The sequence below is a fragment of the Acidobacteriota bacterium genome (assembly GCA_026707545.1).
GTDB lineage: Bacteria > Acidobacteriota > Thermoanaerobaculia > Multivoradales > Multivoraceae > Multivorans.
In genome coordinates this window covers 2,956,034-2,971,790 of record JAPOWR010000001.1, presented here as the reverse complement: position 1 = coordinate 2,971,790, position 15,757 = coordinate 2,956,034, and the positions used below count along the sequence as shown (strand labels likewise).

Sequence of the window (15,757 nt, the reverse complement as noted above, 5' to 3'; positions counted from 1 at the left end):
GCGCGTGCTCGAGTCTCTCGATCAGCGCGTGCAGTCGCTCGAGGCGCGAGTCCGCGAGCTGCAGGAGGAAGTGGCGGCTCTGCGGGGTGAGGGCACACGCGACCGATCCGCGATGGCGTCACAGGCCGAGGTTGCCTCGGCGCCGGCGACACCCGTAGAGCCCGCGCCGTCAGCGCGAAAACCCCGAAAGCCCAGGTCCGCGGCCTGGCGCGACATCGACTTCGAGTCGCTGATCGGCGGCCGCTGGTTGAACCGGATCGGCATTCTCACGCTCCTGATCGCGGCCGCCTTCTTCCTCCGCTACGCCTTCGAGAACGAGTGGATCGGGCCGACGGGGCGCGTTCTGATCGGGCTCGTGAGCGGTCTTGCCCTCGCCGGCTACGGCGAGTGGCTCGCCAGGCGCAAGATGCGCTACTTCGCCGAGGGGATGACGGCACTCGGCGCCGGCGTCGTCTATCTCTCGGGCTACGCGGCGTGGGACTTCTACGCCCTCGTGCCGCAACCGGCGGCGTTCGCGTTTCTCGCTCTCGTCACCGCCGCGGTCATCGGCCTGTCGGTGCGGCGCGACTCGCAGCGGCTGGCGGCCCTGGCGCTCGCTGGCGGCTATCTGACGCCCGCGCTGCTCAGTACCGGCACGGACGCCCAGGTCGTGCTCTTCAGCTATCTGGCCCTGCTCAGCGCCAGCCTGCTCGCGTTGGCCCTCCTCCGCGGTTTCCGCGTCCTGGCGCCGGCCGCCCTGGTCGCGACGGCCGCCTACTTCATCGCCTGGTACGTCGAGTTCTACGAGGGCGAGCGGCTTCTGTCGACCGCTCTCTTCGGCACGCTCTTCTACGCCATCTACTTCGCTCTGCCGCTTGCGCGCGTGCGCCGGGCCCGGCGGCTGCGCCCGACCGAGCTCGGCGTGCTGATTCTGGCGCTCGGCTTCTACGTTCTGCTGCTTCAGCAACTCCTCTACGAGGACCAGCGGTGGTTCCTGACCGGCGCCGTTCTGGCCTTGGCGGCGGTCCATCTGGCGGTGTCCCGCGCGCTCGGGAGCTGGAGCGCCGCGGAAGGGCGGAGAACCCGGCAACTGCAATCGTTGTTCGCCGTCCTCGCCGCGTTGCTGGCCACGATCGCGTTCCCCATCCGGCTCGAGGGCGACTGGGTCACCCTGGCGTGGACCGCGGAGGCAGTGGCACTGGCGATTGCCGGGACTCGCCTGCCGTCCATCTGGATGCGCATCTTCTCGGTCGCGCTCTTCGGCGTCGTGTTGCTGATGACGCCGGCCGCCTTCGGCGGACAGCGTGACCTCCTCTTCCTCAACCTGCGCTTCCTGACCCTGGCCGGGGTGGCGGCCGGACTGGTCGTCGCCGGCCTCTACGTACAGGCCCGGCTGAAGACCAAGGTTCGGATGGAGGCGCCGGTTTGGGCGGTGGCGCTCGGCATCGCCAACGTGGTCGCACTGGTTGCCGTGTCGACCGAGATGTGGGACGTCGTCCACGGACTCGACGTCGACCTCGATCTCGACCTGGCCGCCCAGGTCGTCCTGTCGGCCGTCTGGCTCCTATGGGCGGCGGGCTTCATCGCCGCCGGCATCCGCCGCGGCGCCCCCGGCCTGCGCTGGCAGGGTCTGGCGCTGCTGCTCGTGGTGGTCGGCAAGACATTCCTCATCGACCTCTCCTTCCTCGACCAGGGTTACCGGATCCTGTCGTTCCTGATCGTCGGCGCGCTGCTGGTGGCGGTGTCGTTTCTGTACCAGCGAAGCCGGCGTGACTCGGGTTCTGGCGGATCGAGCTGAAGGTCACGGCCTCACGTTTCGTGCTGCCACGAGATCGCCGAAGTCCGTGCCCAGCAGGCGATCCGCCAGGCGGAAGGCTCGCGCGGCTTGCGGTGCGGACGCCGCGCCCGGTTCGTGGCGGTCGGGATTCAGCGTGAAGCGCAGGAACCCGCCTATGGGCCCGGGCCCGAACAGGAGCGTGGCTTCGGGGTCTTCGCTCGCCTCGGCCTCGCGGTAGTCGTCGCCGTCCGCTACCAGATCGAAGGTGCCGGTGTCGGTGAGCGTCCGTTCCGTCGTCCGGCCGCCGCCGCAGACACGGTGGTCGTCGGCCGTCTCGATCACTGCGCGCTCGAGGAGGTCCGGCCGGTAGTCGAGCCGTTCGCCGTCGGCGATGGCCAGGCAGAGGAGGATGAGCGGAAGGCCGCCGAGTGCGCCGGCAAGGGTGCCCATTCCGGCGCCGAGGCGCGGGTTGAGTTCGGTGGGCAGGAACCCCTCCTCGGCCAGGACGCCGTCGATGCCGAACGACCCGCGGAAGCCGACGTGCTCGCGCAACGCGACGCCGACGCGGCGGGCGAGCTCGCACATCGTCTCGCGGTCTTCGGATTTCGGATCGAACCAGGTCGAGCAGCCGGCGTAGAAGAGGCGGTCGCCGGTCGCCGGCCGCAGGACCAGCATCTCGACGGGTCGGAAGGCGACGACGGCGTCCGGAAACACGACGCCATGGATGCTCGCTGGAATCCCCTCCAGGAAGGGCATGACGCGGACGCGGTCGGCGATCCGCGCCAGGTCTGCGGAGGCCGCCCGTCCGTCGTCGCCGGGTCGGACCCAGCGCAGGGCGACGGCGCCGGCATTGGTGCCTTCGCGGGCGTCCGGCGCCCAGACGGTGCCGTGGCCGCGGTCCAGAGCGTCGGCGGCGGCGCGAAGCGCCGGGTACTCGGCCGGAACCACCCGGGACGGTGCACGCGGTACGCCGACCGCGTCCCAGAAGGCATCGATGACGACCTTGTCTTCGAGGGCCGTCCATGCCGCGGGCCGTGCGGCATAGGCGGCCCGGCCGGCCACCGGCCGGGGTTCGGCGAGCGGGTCGGTGTGCAGGGTACTCGCCGAAACGTCCGGATCCCAGGCGTCGACGGCGTCCTGTACCTCGGAAGGCAGGTGGGCCAGGGCGCGCTGGACGTTGCGGTTGTGGTCCAGCGGATCCGTGCCTCGAACGTCGAGCACGCGCAGAGCCGCCTCGGCTTCGGTGGGTACGGTTCCCGTGCCCCGGCTCCCCGCGACGATGAAAGGCCGCGCTGCGCCGAGCCCGCGGAGTTCGCTTGCCACGTTGCCGAGCCCGACGGCGATGTTGCCGGGCAGCACGAATCTGCGGCCTTCGAAGACGGGCCGCAGCAATCGCCTGTAGTAGTCGTTCGCTTCGTTGAGCAGGGACGAAGTCGGGTTGTCGCTCACGATGATGCTCCTCGGTGCCGGACAGTCACGTACCGGAGGAGTCATCGACGAGACGGCCACTCCGGGAGGGGAGAGGTCCGTCTGGTGTGATGTTCAGGACGTCGGATGGTGGCCGACGGGACGGACCTCTCCCTGGGCGCCGCACATCAGGGTGGCGCCGGAAGTGAGGTTCTGCGTCGCGCGGGTCCGATCCATGGGCGGCGGACCATAGCACGAGGTACTCATGGCACACTGCTAACCGGTGTGCGCGAACAGACGCTCTACACGCCGGTCAAGGCGTTCCTCGAGGGACCGGCGCTGGAGCAAGGCGACAGTAGCCTAGGAACGTGACCAGCCAACCTACGACCGGCGGCCTGTTCGAAGACGCTGCGGAGCCGAGCTCCGGTGCGGCCGCGCCGCTCGCCGAGCGAATGCGTCCGGCCACGTTCGACGAGTTCGTCGGCCAGGAGCACATCCTCGCCGAAGACAAGGTGCTGCGGCGTTCCATCGAGGCGGACCGCGTGCCGTCGCTCCTGTTCTGGGGTCCCCCCGGTTCCGGCAAGACGACCCTGGCGCGGCTGATCGCGACGACGACCCGCGCCCACTTCGAGCCGGTCAGCGCGGTGTCCGCCGGCGTCGCGGACCTGCGCAAGGCGGTCAAGGGCGCCAACGACCTCCGCTCGCTCTACGGCCGCCCGACGATCCTATTCGTCGACGAGATCCACCGCTTCAACAAGGCTCAGCAGGACGTCATCCTGCCCCACGTCGAGGACGGCACGATCACGTTCATCGGGGCGACGACGGAGAATCCGTCCTTCGAGGTCAACGCGCCGCTGCTTTCGCGCTGCCGCGTGTTCACGCTGCACGCCCTGGACGAAGACGCGATGACCGGCATCGTCGAGCGCGCGCTGTCGGACGAGGACCGCGGCCTCGGCCTGCTAGCCCCGGACCTGGAGCCGGACGCGGTGGCGTACCTCGTGAACATCGCGAACGGCGACGCCCGGGTCGCTCTGAACGCCCTGGAGATGGCGGTCGTCGCCGCCGAGCCGGGCCAGGACGGCACCCGCCGGATTGGTGTGGAGGAGATCTCGGACGCACTACAGCGCCGGACACCCCAGTACGACAAGGCCGGCGATAGCCACTACGACACGATCTCGGCGTTCATCAAGTCCGTCCGCGGCTCCTCGCCCGACGGCGCCCTCTACTGGCTGGCCCGGATGCTCGAGGCCGGTGAGGATCCGCTCTTCATCGCCCGCCGGTTGGTCATTCTGGCGGCCGAGGACATCGGGCTCGCCAACCCGGGCGCCCTGCCGGTCGCGGTTGCGGCCCAGCAGGCGGTCCACTTCATCGGCCTGCCCGAAGGCCGCATTCCGCTGGCCGAAGCGACCGTGTACCTGGCGACGTCGCCGAAGAGTAACGCCGCCTACGTGGCCCTGGGTCGGGCGACGGAGGACGTGCGGAACGCACCGCACGAACCGGTGCCGCTGCACCTTCGCAACGCGGTCACGGGGCTGATGCGCGGCATGGGCTACGGCAGGGACTACAAGTACGGCCACGACTTCGAAGGCCACTTCGAAGAGCAGGAGTACCTGCCGCCCGGCCTTTCCGGCCGCCGCTACTACGAGCCGTCCGACCAGGGCTCCGAGAAGGCGATCGCCGAACGTCTACGCCGCTGGTGGGGCGACGACGACTAGCTATAGCTAGCGGATGACCCGGATCCCCGGGTCCGGTGGATAGGGGAACTCGATCCCGCGCGGGGTGACGATCGCGCCGTCGTGGAAGGCGATGTACAGGTGCTTGCCGGGACCCCACTCGGGCACCGGCATGTGGACCATGTACTCGAGCGTGAAGCTGTGAAACAGGGGGAGCTTCATCTCGCGCTGCCAGTCGCCGCCTAGCGGCGAGATCCGGGGCGCGTCCATGTCCCGGCGCCCCTGGGCGTGGAGGTCGAGGTGGACCTGGGTCTTCGTGGGATCGAGCGTCGGGTCGTACTGGTCCCGGTCGATGTAGAGGAAGCCCGCCTCCTCGATCTTCCCGGCCAGCAGCGACAGGGTCTCGCCGGCTGTGGGGCCGACCCGAATGTTGGCGCGCAGGATCTCACGGACCTGCATCGCGTGGTCCCAGATCCGTTGCACGCGCTGAGGCAACTCCGTTTCACCCTCCTGCAACACGTAGCCATTGCCGCCCAGGTCGGCGACGAAGTAGCCCTCGCCGGCGCCGTTCAGGATCGTGACGATGTCGCCCCGCTGCAGCACGTACTCGTTGTTGTTGTCTTCGTTGCCGTCCGGGTCCCGGACGAAGACGTTGCCGTCTAGCTCCTCGAGCCGCGTGACGCCAGGCTCGATCTTCGCGAACTCTTCGTCCAGGGTCTGCATCGTGAGCATCCCGAAGTAGCCGGCGAGCGCGATCTCGCCGACCACGATGCCCGCCAGGAAATCGCCGATCACGCCTTCCGCCGAGACGATCCGGGACGCGTACTTCTCGCCCAGCGCGGCGACCAACGTTTCGTGGTCCGTGTGGGAGATGCCGTCGGCGACGGGGTTCTGCTTCGAGAAGTTGACCGCGATCCGCTCGGGGTCGCGCTCGGCCACGAAGTCGCCGACGACGTTCTGCCAGCCCGGATCTCCCTCGATCCCCTCCTCGCCCACGAACAGGTCGTAGGCCTCGTCTCCCCACAGCGCCTCGTCGGTCCCGCCGAGGATCGCCCGTTCGATCCGGCCGCCACCCCGGTCGGTGAACACGAAGACGCCGGACTCGCCGCCCAGGTTCCTGGCAATCGGATCGGGATTCCGAGCACGGATCACCTGGATCCACATGTCGACGCCGTTGTCCCGCATCGCCTTCGGCAGCACGTGATCGAACTTGTCGTTGCGGATCTGCTGCTGCATCCGCTGGAGGGTCTCTTCCTGGATCGTCTGGGCGGCCCCAACCGTTGTTGCGCACAGACACAGGACCAGTACGGAGATCGAGGATCGGACTGGCGAGTGCACTAGCGAATCACCAGCACCCGCCCCTGCGGCGGATGGAGCCACTCGATGCCGCGTTCCGTGATCAGCGCGTTCTCCTCGACGTTGATCGGGATCTTGTTGCCGTCCCATTCCTCGGCCGGCATGAAGACGATGAACTCGAGCGAGATGATCGAGTTGGGGCGGACGACGTACTTCGTCCGTTCGGGGAAGATCTCGAACAGACTGGCGGCCATGTCGTGACCGATGTTGCCGGCCGCGTGCATGCCGACGTTGACCTCGATGCCGGGCGCGTCGGGGGCCGCCTCCTCGAGCTCGGTGTAGATGTAGCCGGCGTCCCGGATGAGCTGCTTCAGCTCGTCGAACTGCTCGCGGCCGGTACGGCCCGAGCGGACGTGCTTGCGGATGATCTCCTGCACCTTCTTCGATTCGGCGAACGTTCTCAGCACTCCGGGCGGCGCCTCGGTCTCCCCCTCGCGCAGGACGTAGGCGAAGCGCTTGATGTCCGTCGAGAAGTTGTTGCGGCCGGCGCCCCAGTCGATCTGCAGGACATCGCCGCGCTGGATGACCCTCTCCGTGCCGCCGATCTCGCTGCCGTCCGGACGGTGACTGTAGACCGTCGGGTACCAGGCGCGCAGCAGATCGTGGTCGTGCAGCTTCTGCTCCAACCAGCGCGCGACATCGTTGTGCGTCGTCTTGCCCGGCGTGATGACCTCGTTGGAAAGCGCTCTCTCGAGGAGCCGCCGGGTGAGGTCGCCGATCTTCGCCATCTCGACGATCTCGCCGGCGACCCGCTCGCCATGGAAGTCCGCGATCAGGTGCTGGGCCGAGGTGAAGCGGGCCGCGTACTTCTCGCCCAGTTCGCTCGTGAGGAACTTGAAGTCGGTGTACGTGAGGCCGTCCGCGATGTGAAGGCCTTCGCTCTCGTACGGAACCGCGAGATAGTTCAGGCCGATGGTCTGAGGATCGCGCTGTTCGACGATCGACCGCAACTCCTCGAACCGTCCGAACCGGTCATAGGCGCCGCATTCGCGTGCGAGATCCGTCTCGGGGCCGAGCTGGATCCGTTCGATGCGGTCGCCGCCGCGGTCGGTGAAGATGAAGAACCCCTGGCCATTGACCGTGGAGATGGCGAAGTCGAGCGTCATCGGCTGGGTGCCGCGGCCCCGGTCGATCACGATCCACATGTCGATGTCGTTGCGGCGCATGGCGCCCGGCAAGACGTAGTCGAACTTGTCGTGCCGGATCATGCAGGAGGTTTCCCACCTCGAGCGCACGTCGTCGCTCAGGGAGGGCTGGGCCGCGATGCTGGCGGCGAGGGAGGCGAAGGCCACGGCGGAGACCACCGGCAGCGAAGGCTTCATCTTCGTTCTCCTTTGAAGTGAGTTGAACTCACTATAGAGGGCGATAGCGTCGTCACCCGCCGCCGCGTCACCGAATCACCAGCACCCGCGACTGCGGCGGATGCAGCCACTCGATGCCGCGTTCGGTGATCAGGGCGTTCTCCTCGACGTTGATCGGGATCTTGTTGCCTTCCCATTCCTCCGCCGGCATGAAGACGATGTACTCGAGCGAGATGATCGAGTTGGGGCGGACGACGTACTTCGTGCGTTCCGGGTAGATCTCGAACAGGCTCGCGGCCATCTCGTGGCCGATGTTGCCGGCCCCGTGCATGCCGACGTTGACCTCGATGCCGGGGGCGTCCTGGGCGGCCACTTCCAGCTCGGTGTAGATGTAGCCGGCGTCCCGGATGACCTGCTTCAGTTCGTCGAGCTGCTCGCGGCCGGTGCGGCCCGAGCGGACGTGCTTGCGGATGATCTCCTGCACTTTCTTCGATTCGGCGAACGTGTTCAGCACACCCGCGGGCGGCTCGGTCTCGCCTTCGCGCAGGACGTAGGCGAAGCGCTTGATGTCCGTGGAGAAGTGGTTGCGGCCGGTGCCCCAGTCGATCTGCAGGACATCGCCGCGCTGGATCACGCGCTCGGTGCCGCCGATCTCGCCGCCGTCCGGGAGGTGGGTGTAGACGGTCGGAAACCAGCCGCGCAGCAGGTCGTGGTCGTGCAGCTTCTGCTCCAGCCAGCGGGCGACGTCGTTGTGCGTCGTCTTGCCCGGGGTGATGACCTCGTTGGACAGCGCCCGCTCCAGGAGCCGCCGGGTGAGGTCGCCGACCTTCGCGAATTCGACGATCTCGCCGGCGACCCGCTCTCCGCGAAAGTCGGCGATCAGGTGCTGGGCCGAGGTGAAGCGGGCCGCGTACTTCTCGCCGAGTTCGCTCGCGAGGAACTTGAAGTCCGTGTGCGTGAGTCCGTCGGCGACGTGGAGGCCTTCGGCTCTGTAGGGAACCGCGAGGTAGTTGAGACCGATGGTCTGAGGATCGCGCTCCTCGACGATCGACCGCAGCTCTTCGAACCGTCCGAACCGGTCGTAGGCGCCGCATTCCGTGGCCAGATCGTTCTCGCGGCCGAGCTGGATCCGTTCGATGCGGTCGCCGCCGCGGTCGGTGAAGATGAAGAACCCCTGGCCATTGACCGTGGAGATGGCGAAGTCGAGCGTCATCGGCTGGGTGCCGCGGCCCCGGTCGATCACGATCCACATGTCGATGTCGTTGCGGCGCATGGCGCCCGGCAAGACGTAGTCGAACTTGTCGTGCCGGATCATGCAGGAGGTTTCCCACCTCGAGCGCACGTCGTCGCTCAGGGAGGGCTGGGCCGCGATGCTGGCGGCGAGGGAGGCGAAGGCCACGGCGGAGACCACCGGTAGCGAAGGCTTCATCTTCGTTCTCCTTGTGAAGTGAGTTGAAGTCACTATAGAGGGCGATAGCGTCGGGCGCCGGCCCCGGACGGTCGGTCACCACAGCCGCAGACCTGGAGAGACCGAATGAGATCCGAGCCGTGCCGCCTGTTGCTACCGCTTCTTGCGTTCGCCGTCCCCGCCTACGCGGCACAGGGCGAAGACGGAACTCCGGACGGAGGCGTCTCTGGGGCCGCCGTCACTCGCACCGAAGATCGGCCCGGCTGCGTCGACGCCACACCGCTCCGCCAGGCGCTGTTCGGCGATCTCCATGTCCACACCAGCTTCTCGTTCGACGCGGCGGCCAACAGCACGGGCGCGACGCCGGCGGACGCCTACCGGTTCGCCAAGGGCGAGGCGATCCCGTTCTGGCCCATCGGCGAGGACGGCAGGCCTACGGGCAGCATCACGATCGACCGGCCGCTCGACTTCGTCGCGGTGACCGACCACGGCGAGTTCCTGGGCGAACGCCGCCTGTGCAGGGATCCGGAGTCGCCGCGCTACGGCTCGGAGTTCTGCACCACGTTCCGCTCGGACCAGCGCGTGGGGATGCAGATGCTCGGCGCCGTCATCACGACCGAGACGCCGCGCAGGACCGAGGAACTGTGCGGCGAGGACGGATCGCTCTGCCGCGAGTGGGCGATGAGCCCATGGCAGGAGATCATCGAAGCGGCCGAGGACGCCTACGACCGGACGGAGGCGTGCAGCTTCACCACCTTCGTGGGCTACGAGTACACCGGCACGCCGGGGATCTCGAACTACCACCGCAACGTCGTCTTCCGGAGCGCGGATGTGCCGGAGCTGCCGGTCTCGTACATCGACGCCCCGACGGACAGCCTGCTCTGGCAGCGGCTCGACGAGGTCTGCGGCGACGGGTCGGCGAGGCCCGGTTGCGACTACCTGACGATCCCGCACAACAGCAACCTCGCGAACGGCCGGATGGCGCCGTACCGGGGACTGGACGGAAGGCTGGACGCGCGCCGCGCGTACGCGGAGAAGCGGCTGGAACGGGAGCCGATCATCGAGATCTTCCAGCACAAGGGCGGATCCGAATGCATCAACGGCCTGTCCTCCGTGTTCGCCGAGCCGGACGAGCTCTGCGACGTGGAGGCGGTGCGGGTGCTGGGCCGCGAAGAGACGGTCCAGTCCCTGCTCTCGGGCGAAACCACGTTGCGCACCGAGGAGTGTCCGGAGGGCGAGAACGGCAACCAGGGCATGCTCGGGGCCGGTTGCGTGGACCGGACGGACTTCGTTCGCTCCGCGCTCGTCGTCGGCCTGGAGGAGGAGATGGAGACCGGGTTGAATCCGGTCAAGCTCGGCATCATCGCTTCGACCGACACACACACCGCGACCCCGGGGGCGGTGGCCGAAGAGGACTGGCGCGGCGCCGTTTCCGTCGAGTCGACGCCCGAGGAGCGCCTTCAGCCGGGTCTCCTGACCAGCGGCATCGACGGCAATGCCGGCGGTCTGGCCGGCGTCTGGGCGGTGGAGAACTCCCGTGACGCGATCTTCGAGGCGATGGAGCGCCGCGAGGTGTTCGGCACCTCGGGGCCGCGAATCCGCCCGCGGTTCTTCGGCGGCTGGGGCTACTCGGAGAACCTGTGCGACCAGACGGACCTGCTCGAACAGGCGTACGCCGGCGGCGTGCCGATGGGCGGCGACCTGCCGGAGGCCGGCGACGGCGCCGCGCCGACCTTCCTCGCCTTCGCCGCCCGCGACCCGGCGGACGGCGCCGGACTCCTGCAGCAGCTCCAGCTCGTCAAGGGCTGGATCGACGCCGACGGGACGGGCCGTACCGAGGTCATCCCGATCGCCGGATCGTCCGACAACGGGGCGACCGTCGACGCGGCGACCGGCGAGCGAAGCGGCGAAGGCCACGACAGCCTCTGCACCGTCTATCGCGACGAGACGTTCGATCCCGGCCAGCACGCTTACTACTATCTGCGGGTGGTCGAGAACCCCAGTCTGCGCTGGAGCTGGTACGACTGCCGGCGGCTCGCACCGGAAGACCGGCCGGCCGTGTGCTCGGACGGCTCCTACCCCGAGACGATCCAGGAGATGGCCTGGACGTCGCCGATCTGGTACCGGCCGGAGTAGCAGACAGCGTGGCCGAAACTCCGGAACTGGGTGCGCCGGCGTCCCCGCCGGCATCCGGCGCGAAGCGCCGGTCTGGAGTGCTGACAGTTCTCCTCGTCACGCTGCTCGCTGGCTGCGCCGACGCCGGCGGCAATCAGACCGCGGCCGCCGCCCAGGAACCGACGCTGGGTAAGAGCCTCGTGGCGCGTGGCCAGGAACACGAGCTGGACACCGTTCGCGTGCCGCCGCCCGGCGACTTCATCGAGCACGAAGCCGCCGGGTTCGCCAAGGTCCTGTGCTCGGCGGTGTTCCTGACCGGGCTCGACTTCGAGGACGCCTGGACACAGATCGGCGGTTTCACTTCCCGTCATCGGTACCGGGATCGGTTGCTTGGACGTCGGCTCGACCGAGAGAACGGGCAAGTCCACATCACCACCGACTCGGGCGTGACCCGGACGGCGATGCTCCACGGCGACCAGGGCTGCGTAGCCCTGCCGAAGGGAGAGGACGCGCCGTTCTACGAGACGGTTCCGGTCACGAGCACCTTGGACGAGGACGCTCCCTGGCCGATGGGCGACGCTCTGCCGGACGAGCCGGTCCCGGACGACGTGGACGCGGAGAAGCTGGTCGCAGCCGTAGACGCCGCCTTCGACCCGGAGGCGATGACCCTGGCGTTCGTGGTGCTCCATCGCGGCCGGCTCATTGCCGAGCGCTACCGCGAGGGGATCGACAAGGACACGCCCCTTGAGAGCTGGTCGATGAACAAGAGCCTGTCGGCGACGCTGATGGGCGTGCTGATCGCGCAGGGCGAGTACACGCTCGACCAGTTGGCGCCGGTCGATTCCTGGCACGAGGACCCGGACGACGTTCGCGGCACGATCCGCATCCAGGACATCCTCCGCATGTCGAGCGGCCTGCGCTGCGTGAACGCCGGGGACCCGGAGTACGACGAGGTGGCCATGGGCTATCCGGACCACCTCTACCTCTACACCGGCACGGTGAACTCCCACCTCTGGGCCACCGAACGGCCGCCGCAATGGCCGCCGAACACGATCGGCCGCTACCGGAACTGCGACCCGATCCTGACCAACCACCTGGTACGGCTGGCGGTCGAGGGCCGCGGCGAGAACTACCACCAGTTCCCCCAGAAGCACCTCTTCGACCGGATCGGCGTCCGGCGCTTCGTCGCCGAGGCGGATCCCTACGGCAACTTCCTGCTGAACGGCTACGGCTTCGGATCCGGCCGCACCTGGGCGCGGCTGGGCCAGCTCTACCTCCACGACGGCGTTGCGCCGACCGGGGAGCGCGTGCTGCCCGAGGGTTTCGTCGAGTTCGTCAGCACTCCCGCACCGGCCTGGGTCGCCGACGGCCGGCCGATCTACGGCGGCTTCTTCTGGATCAACAACCCGCCGCGCGGCGGCAGCAAGCGCTACCCGTCGCTGCCGAACAGCGCGTTCAGCATGCAGGGCGCCGGCGGCCAGAGCACGATCATCGTGCCGTCACACGAGATGGTGGTCGTCCGGCTCGGACTGTACGAGGGCTCGTTCGGCGGGCGTGCCGACGCCTCGCTGCAGACGGCGCTGGCGCTGCTGGTCGAGGCGATTCCAGTAGCCGTCGAGGAGTAGGCTCGTTTGGGCCTTGGTTGGGGGCTGACGGCCAGGAGGAACAGCGATGCTCGTCAACATGCACGAAGCCAAGTCCCAATTGTCGAAGCTCATCGTGGCGGCCGAAGCAGGCGACGAGGTGATCATCGCCCGCAGGGGCAAGCCCGCTGTGAGGCTGGTTCCCGTGCCGTCGAAGACGTTCCGTTTCGGCAGTCTGGCCCATCTGGTCGAGACCGTGCCCGACTTCGATGAAGCTACGAAGGAGTGAGCACGGGAATCACGCGGCGGTCGCCCTGCCGGTAGATCCGGAAGTCGGAGTCGAGGGTTAGCACGGAAGCCTGGTCCGAGCGTTCCACGATCCGCACCAGGCAGGCGTCGGCGAGGGACATCGGCACGTTGCGGTAGCGGCGGATCAGGCGACCGACGGCGAGAACGTCCTCTGACGCCGCGAGTACTCGGGTGACGTTCAGTACTCCTCGTTCGACGAGCGTCACCGGCAGGCTCGGATCCTCACCGACGCGCGCCAGGAGAAAGGAGGCTTCGGAGAGGACTGCCTCACAGGTGAGCAGTGGCGCCGCGAGCGTTTGGAACTGTTCCCGGGCCCACTCGTGATGGGCTTCATCCGCGTCGAGCAGCGCGACGATCGGACCGGTATCAGCGACGACGGTCGGCGGCACGTCGAGCGTCCGAGACGACAGCCTGCTCGAGAAGATCGGGATTCGTCGCCAAGTCGCGGCGGCCGCTTCGAACGGCGCCAATCAGATCGCTAGCCAGTTCGGCGCAACTCGGCGTCGCTGGCGTCGGAACGCGGTCGAGCGCTTCCCCGACGATCTCTCGCAGCAGAGCGGACCGCGTGATGTTGCGTCGTTGCGCTTCGCTTGCCAGGGCAGCGTGGAGCTCGGTCGGCAGCTTGACGGAGAGTGCGTGCATGCTACGGATCGTAATACGATCCGTAGCAGTTCGCAATACCGGCGAGCTGTGTCCTACGTCAGCTACGCGCCGGGTTCTTCGGTGATCAGGATGTTGCCCAGACCCTCGGCGTCGAGTTCCCCGTCGCCCGCGGGGAACTCGTTCACCTGCATCATGTAGGTGAGGATGTCGAGGTAGGTCTCGCGCGGCAGGCTGGCCGGATTGTCGGTCGGCATGGTGGTTCGGATCGCCTCGAAGAGTTCGTGCAGCGTCTTGCCTCCCCACAGGAACTGGAAGCTGACGCCGCGGAGGCCCGGCGAGTTGCTGCCGCCGCCGAGGTCCTCGCCGTGGCAGGTGGCGCAGTTCTCGAGGTACGGCGCGGCGCCGCGCTCCGCCTGCGCGGCGGTGTAGACGCCGTCCCAGACGGATAGTGAGGTGCCGGCCCCGACCGCTGCCCCGTCGCGGTCGGTTGCTGCCGTCCGGCTCCGCGCGGTCGCAACCGGCAGATCCGCCGGCAAGGCGAACACGTGGATCGAGTTACCGTTGGTTGGCCGCCGGATGTGGGGAGTCAGGTCGCGCGGCAGCATCGTCGCCCAACTGGCGCCGCCCGTTCCCACCGGAATCGCCACGTACTGGCGGCCGCCGGCGAGGTAGGACACGGGGAAGCCCTGGGCCGACGTGGGTAACCGGGTCTGCCAGAGGATCTCGCCGGTCCTCGCCTCGTACGCGTAGACGTAGCGGTCGTAGTCGCCGGCGAAGACGACGCCGCCTCCGGTCGCGAGCGCGGCCGTGTTGATCGGCGACTCCGTGCGGTGCCGCCACATGATGTCCCCCTCGCGCACGTCGATGACGAGCAGTTCGCCGAGGTTGCCACCGGAGTAGGGGTGCAGCGTGTTGATCCGCTTGACCGGACCCGCGCCGCCGCCGCCGAGGACGCGTTCGACCGGTCCGAAGGTGGCGAGCTCGCAGTTCATCGTCACCGGGATGTAGAGCGCGCCGGTGTTCGGGTCGTAGGACATGGCGCGCCAGCCCTTGAAGCCGGACGTGCTCGGACACATGTTGATCTCGACGCCGATCTCCGGGATGAGTTCCGGGCGGTAGGTCACCTCGCCCGTTTCGCGGTCCACGTCGACGAGGTTCTGATAGCCGATGTCGATCGCGTCCAGGAACTCGCCGGTCTCCCGGTCGAGCTGCCAGAGGATGCCGAGCTTGCCCATCTTGTACAGCTTCTTGCGACCGTCGACGTCGATGAGGAGGGTCTCGAACACCTCGTCCATGTCGTGGGTCTCGCCGGGCAGGTACTGGTAGTACCAGAGCAGCTCGCCGGTGTCGGGGTCGAGCGCCAGACTGGAGTTCGTGTACAGCGCGTCGCCGTCCGTGCCGCGGACGGCGCGGGCCCAGGGCTTGGCCTGGGAGGTGGCCCAGTAGACGATCTTGAGTTCCGGGTCGTAGCTTCCGGCGATCCAGGCGTCGCTGCCGGCGCGGAAGCGGAGCGGCAGGTCGCCCCAGGTGTCGCCCCCCGGCTCGCCGGGCCGCGCGATCGTCGACGTGCGCCAGAGTTCCTCGCCGGTGTCCGGATCGTGGCCGGTGATGAAGCAGACGTCGTCCTTGTAGCGGCCGCAGCCGGTGATGCCGGTGACCAGCTTGCCGTTGGCGACGATCGGGCCCGCCGTGTAGCGGTAGCCGAGGCTCGTGTCGGCGGTCCTGGTCTCCCAGATCAGTTTCCCGCTCCTGGCGTCGAGCGCGAAGATCGTCGCGGCGGGGCTGGCGCCGAAGATGCGGTCGCCGAAGATCGCGATGTTCTTCTGCACGCCGCGGCCGAAGGCGCCCGAGCCGTCGCCCACCGGCTCGGGCCGGTACTCCCAGAGCAGGTCCCCTGTGGCGGCGTCGAGGGCCTGGACCACGGCCCCGGGATTCGGCAGGTACATGACGCCGTTGTGGATCAGCGGCGCGGCCTCCTGGGGACCGGTGTCGTCCATCGCCCACGCCCAGACCAGTTGAAGCTGGCCGACGTTCGCGGTCGTGATCTGGTCGAGCGGGCTGTAGCCCCAGGCGTTCTGCGTGCCGCGCCAATGCAGCCACTGACCCGGCTCCGGGTCGTTCAGCATCTCCTGGGTCACCGGCACGAAGGCGGTCTCCTGAGCGGCTGTGTCCTGGGCGGCCGGGCCGGCGCTCAGGAGCGATATCGCGGCCAGCGAGCAGGCGAGGCGCGTCAACGACTTCATGCG

Annotated in this window: 12 protein-coding genes; 5 read left to right on the top strand and 7 right to left on the bottom strand. The window is 68.4% G+C overall.

The genetic code is table 11. The features are described 5' to 3' along the window. Positions 1-4 precede the first annotated feature (4 nt). Complete coding sequence (locus OXG83_11775) at positions 5-1,777, top strand: DUF2339 domain-containing protein (protein ID MCY3965708.1); 1,773 nt, start codon at positions 5-7, stop codon at positions 1,775-1,777. Positions 1,778-1,780: 3 nt separating this feature from the next. On the opposite strand, the gene OXG83_11770 is transcribed toward OXG83_11775, so the two are convergent. Next, positions 1,781-3,205 carry an ATP-grasp domain-containing protein gene (locus OXG83_11770; GenBank protein MCY3965707.1) on the bottom strand — a complete coding sequence of 475 codons (1,425 nt, stop codon included), beginning with the start codon at positions 3,203-3,205 and terminating at the stop codon, positions 1,781-1,783. Positions 3,206-3,615: 410 nt separating this feature from the next. Between OXG83_11770 and OXG83_11765 the strand changes: the two genes are divergently transcribed. Beyond that, the gene (locus tag OXG83_11765; protein ID MCY3965706.1) at positions 3,616-4,878 is read left to right on the top strand and encodes a replication-associated recombination protein A; all 1,263 of its coding nucleotides are present in this window, start codon (positions 3,616-3,618) and stop codon (positions 4,876-4,878) included. 6 nt (positions 4,879-4,884) lie between these two features. Here the strand turns inward: OXG83_11765 and OXG83_11760 are convergent, their stop codons facing one another. The 3 genes from OXG83_11760 to OXG83_11750 all read right to left on the bottom strand — a co-directional run bounded on the left by OXG83_11760 (position 4,885) and on the right by OXG83_11750 (position 8,922). After that, the gene (locus tag OXG83_11760; protein ID MCY3965705.1) at positions 4,885-6,072 is read right to left on the bottom strand and encodes a hypothetical protein; all 1,188 of its coding nucleotides are present in this window, start codon (positions 6,070-6,072) and stop codon (positions 4,885-4,887) included. 101 nt (positions 6,073-6,173) lie between these two features. Then, positions 6,174-7,514 (bottom strand): M24 family metallopeptidase, encoded by a 1,341-nt coding sequence (locus OXG83_11755; GenBank protein ID MCY3965704.1) that lies wholly within the window; start codon positions 7,512-7,514, stop codon positions 6,174-6,176. 67 nt (positions 7,515-7,581) lie between these two features. Then, on the bottom strand, positions 7,582-8,922 hold the full coding sequence (locus OXG83_11750) for a M24 family metallopeptidase (protein ID MCY3965703.1): 1,341 nt from the start codon (positions 8,920-8,922) through the stop codon (positions 7,582-7,584). A gap of 105 nt (positions 8,923-9,027) precedes the next feature. Between OXG83_11750 and OXG83_11745 the strand changes: the two genes are divergently transcribed. The 3 genes from OXG83_11745 to OXG83_11735 all read left to right on the top strand — a co-directional run bounded on the left by OXG83_11745 (position 9,028) and on the right by OXG83_11735 (position 12,888). Further along, positions 9,028-11,037, top strand: a complete 2,010-nt coding sequence (locus OXG83_11745; protein ID MCY3965702.1) for a DUF3604 domain-containing protein — start codon at positions 9,028-9,030, stop codon at positions 11,035-11,037. 77 nt (positions 11,038-11,114) lie between these two features. Then, positions 11,115-12,641 (top strand): serine hydrolase, encoded by a 1,527-nt coding sequence (locus OXG83_11740; protein MCY3965701.1) that lies wholly within the window; start codon positions 11,115-11,117, stop codon positions 12,639-12,641. A 46-nt stretch (positions 12,642-12,687) separates the two neighbouring features. Continuing rightward, on the top strand, positions 12,688-12,888 hold the full coding sequence (locus OXG83_11735) for a type II toxin-antitoxin system prevent-host-death family antitoxin (GenBank protein MCY3965700.1): 201 nt from the start codon (positions 12,688-12,690) through the stop codon (positions 12,886-12,888). Here OXG83_11735 and OXG83_11730 read toward each other — a convergent pair. The 3 genes from OXG83_11730 to OXG83_11720 all read right to left on the bottom strand — a co-directional run bounded on the left by OXG83_11730 (position 12,875) and on the right by OXG83_11720 (position 15,754). Next, positions 12,875-13,297: a PIN domain-containing protein gene (locus OXG83_11730; protein ID MCY3965699.1), complete on the bottom strand. Its 423-nt coding sequence runs from the start codon at positions 13,295-13,297 to the stop codon at positions 12,875-12,877. The two genes, OXG83_11735 and OXG83_11730, sit on opposite strands and share 14 nt — an antisense overlap. Then, positions 13,275-13,550, bottom strand: a complete 276-nt coding sequence (locus tag OXG83_11725; protein ID MCY3965698.1) for a ribbon-helix-helix domain-containing protein — start codon at positions 13,548-13,550, stop codon at positions 13,275-13,277. Before OXG83_11725 ends, OXG83_11730 begins: the two co-directional genes overlap by 23 nt. A 62-nt stretch (positions 13,551-13,612) precedes the next feature. Then, positions 13,613-15,754, bottom strand: coding sequence for a PQQ-binding-like beta-propeller repeat protein (locus OXG83_11720; protein MCY3965697.1), 2,142 nt, complete (start codon positions 15,752-15,754; stop codon positions 13,613-13,615). Between the last annotated feature and the right edge of the window lie 3 nt (positions 15,755-15,757).

What these genes read in the sequence shown, in the direction of transcription:
- OXG83_11765 (MCY3965706.1), top strand. Translation starts at nt 3,616, where the DNA reads ATGCGTCCGGCCACGTTCGACGAGTTCGTCGGCCAGGAGCACATCCTC.
- OXG83_11760 (MCY3965705.1), bottom strand. Translation starts at nt 6,072, where the DNA reads ATGCAGCAGCAGATCCGCAACGACAAGTTCGATCACGTGCTGCCGAAG.
- OXG83_11755 (MCY3965704.1), bottom strand. Translation starts at nt 7,514, where the DNA reads ATGAAGCCTTCGCTGCCGGTGGTCTCCGCCGTGGCCTTCGCCTCCCTC.
- OXG83_11750 (MCY3965703.1), bottom strand. Translation starts at nt 8,922, where the DNA reads ATGAAGCCTTCGCTACCGGTGGTCTCCGCCGTGGCCTTCGCCTCCCTC.
- OXG83_11745 (MCY3965702.1), top strand. Translation starts at nt 9,028, where the DNA reads ATGAGATCCGAGCCGTGCCGCCTGTTGCTACCGCTTCTTGCGTTCGCC.
- OXG83_11735 (MCY3965700.1), top strand. Translation starts at nt 12,688, where the DNA reads ATGCTCGTCAACATGCACGAAGCCAAGTCCCAATTGTCGAAGCTCATC.
- OXG83_11725 (MCY3965698.1), bottom strand. Translation starts at nt 13,550, where the DNA reads ATGCACGCACTCTCCGTCAAGCTGCCGACCGAGCTCCACGCTGCCCTG.
- OXG83_11720 (MCY3965697.1), bottom strand. Translation starts at nt 15,754, where the DNA reads ATGAAGTCGTTGACGCGCCTCGCCTGCTCGCTGGCCGCGATATCGCTC.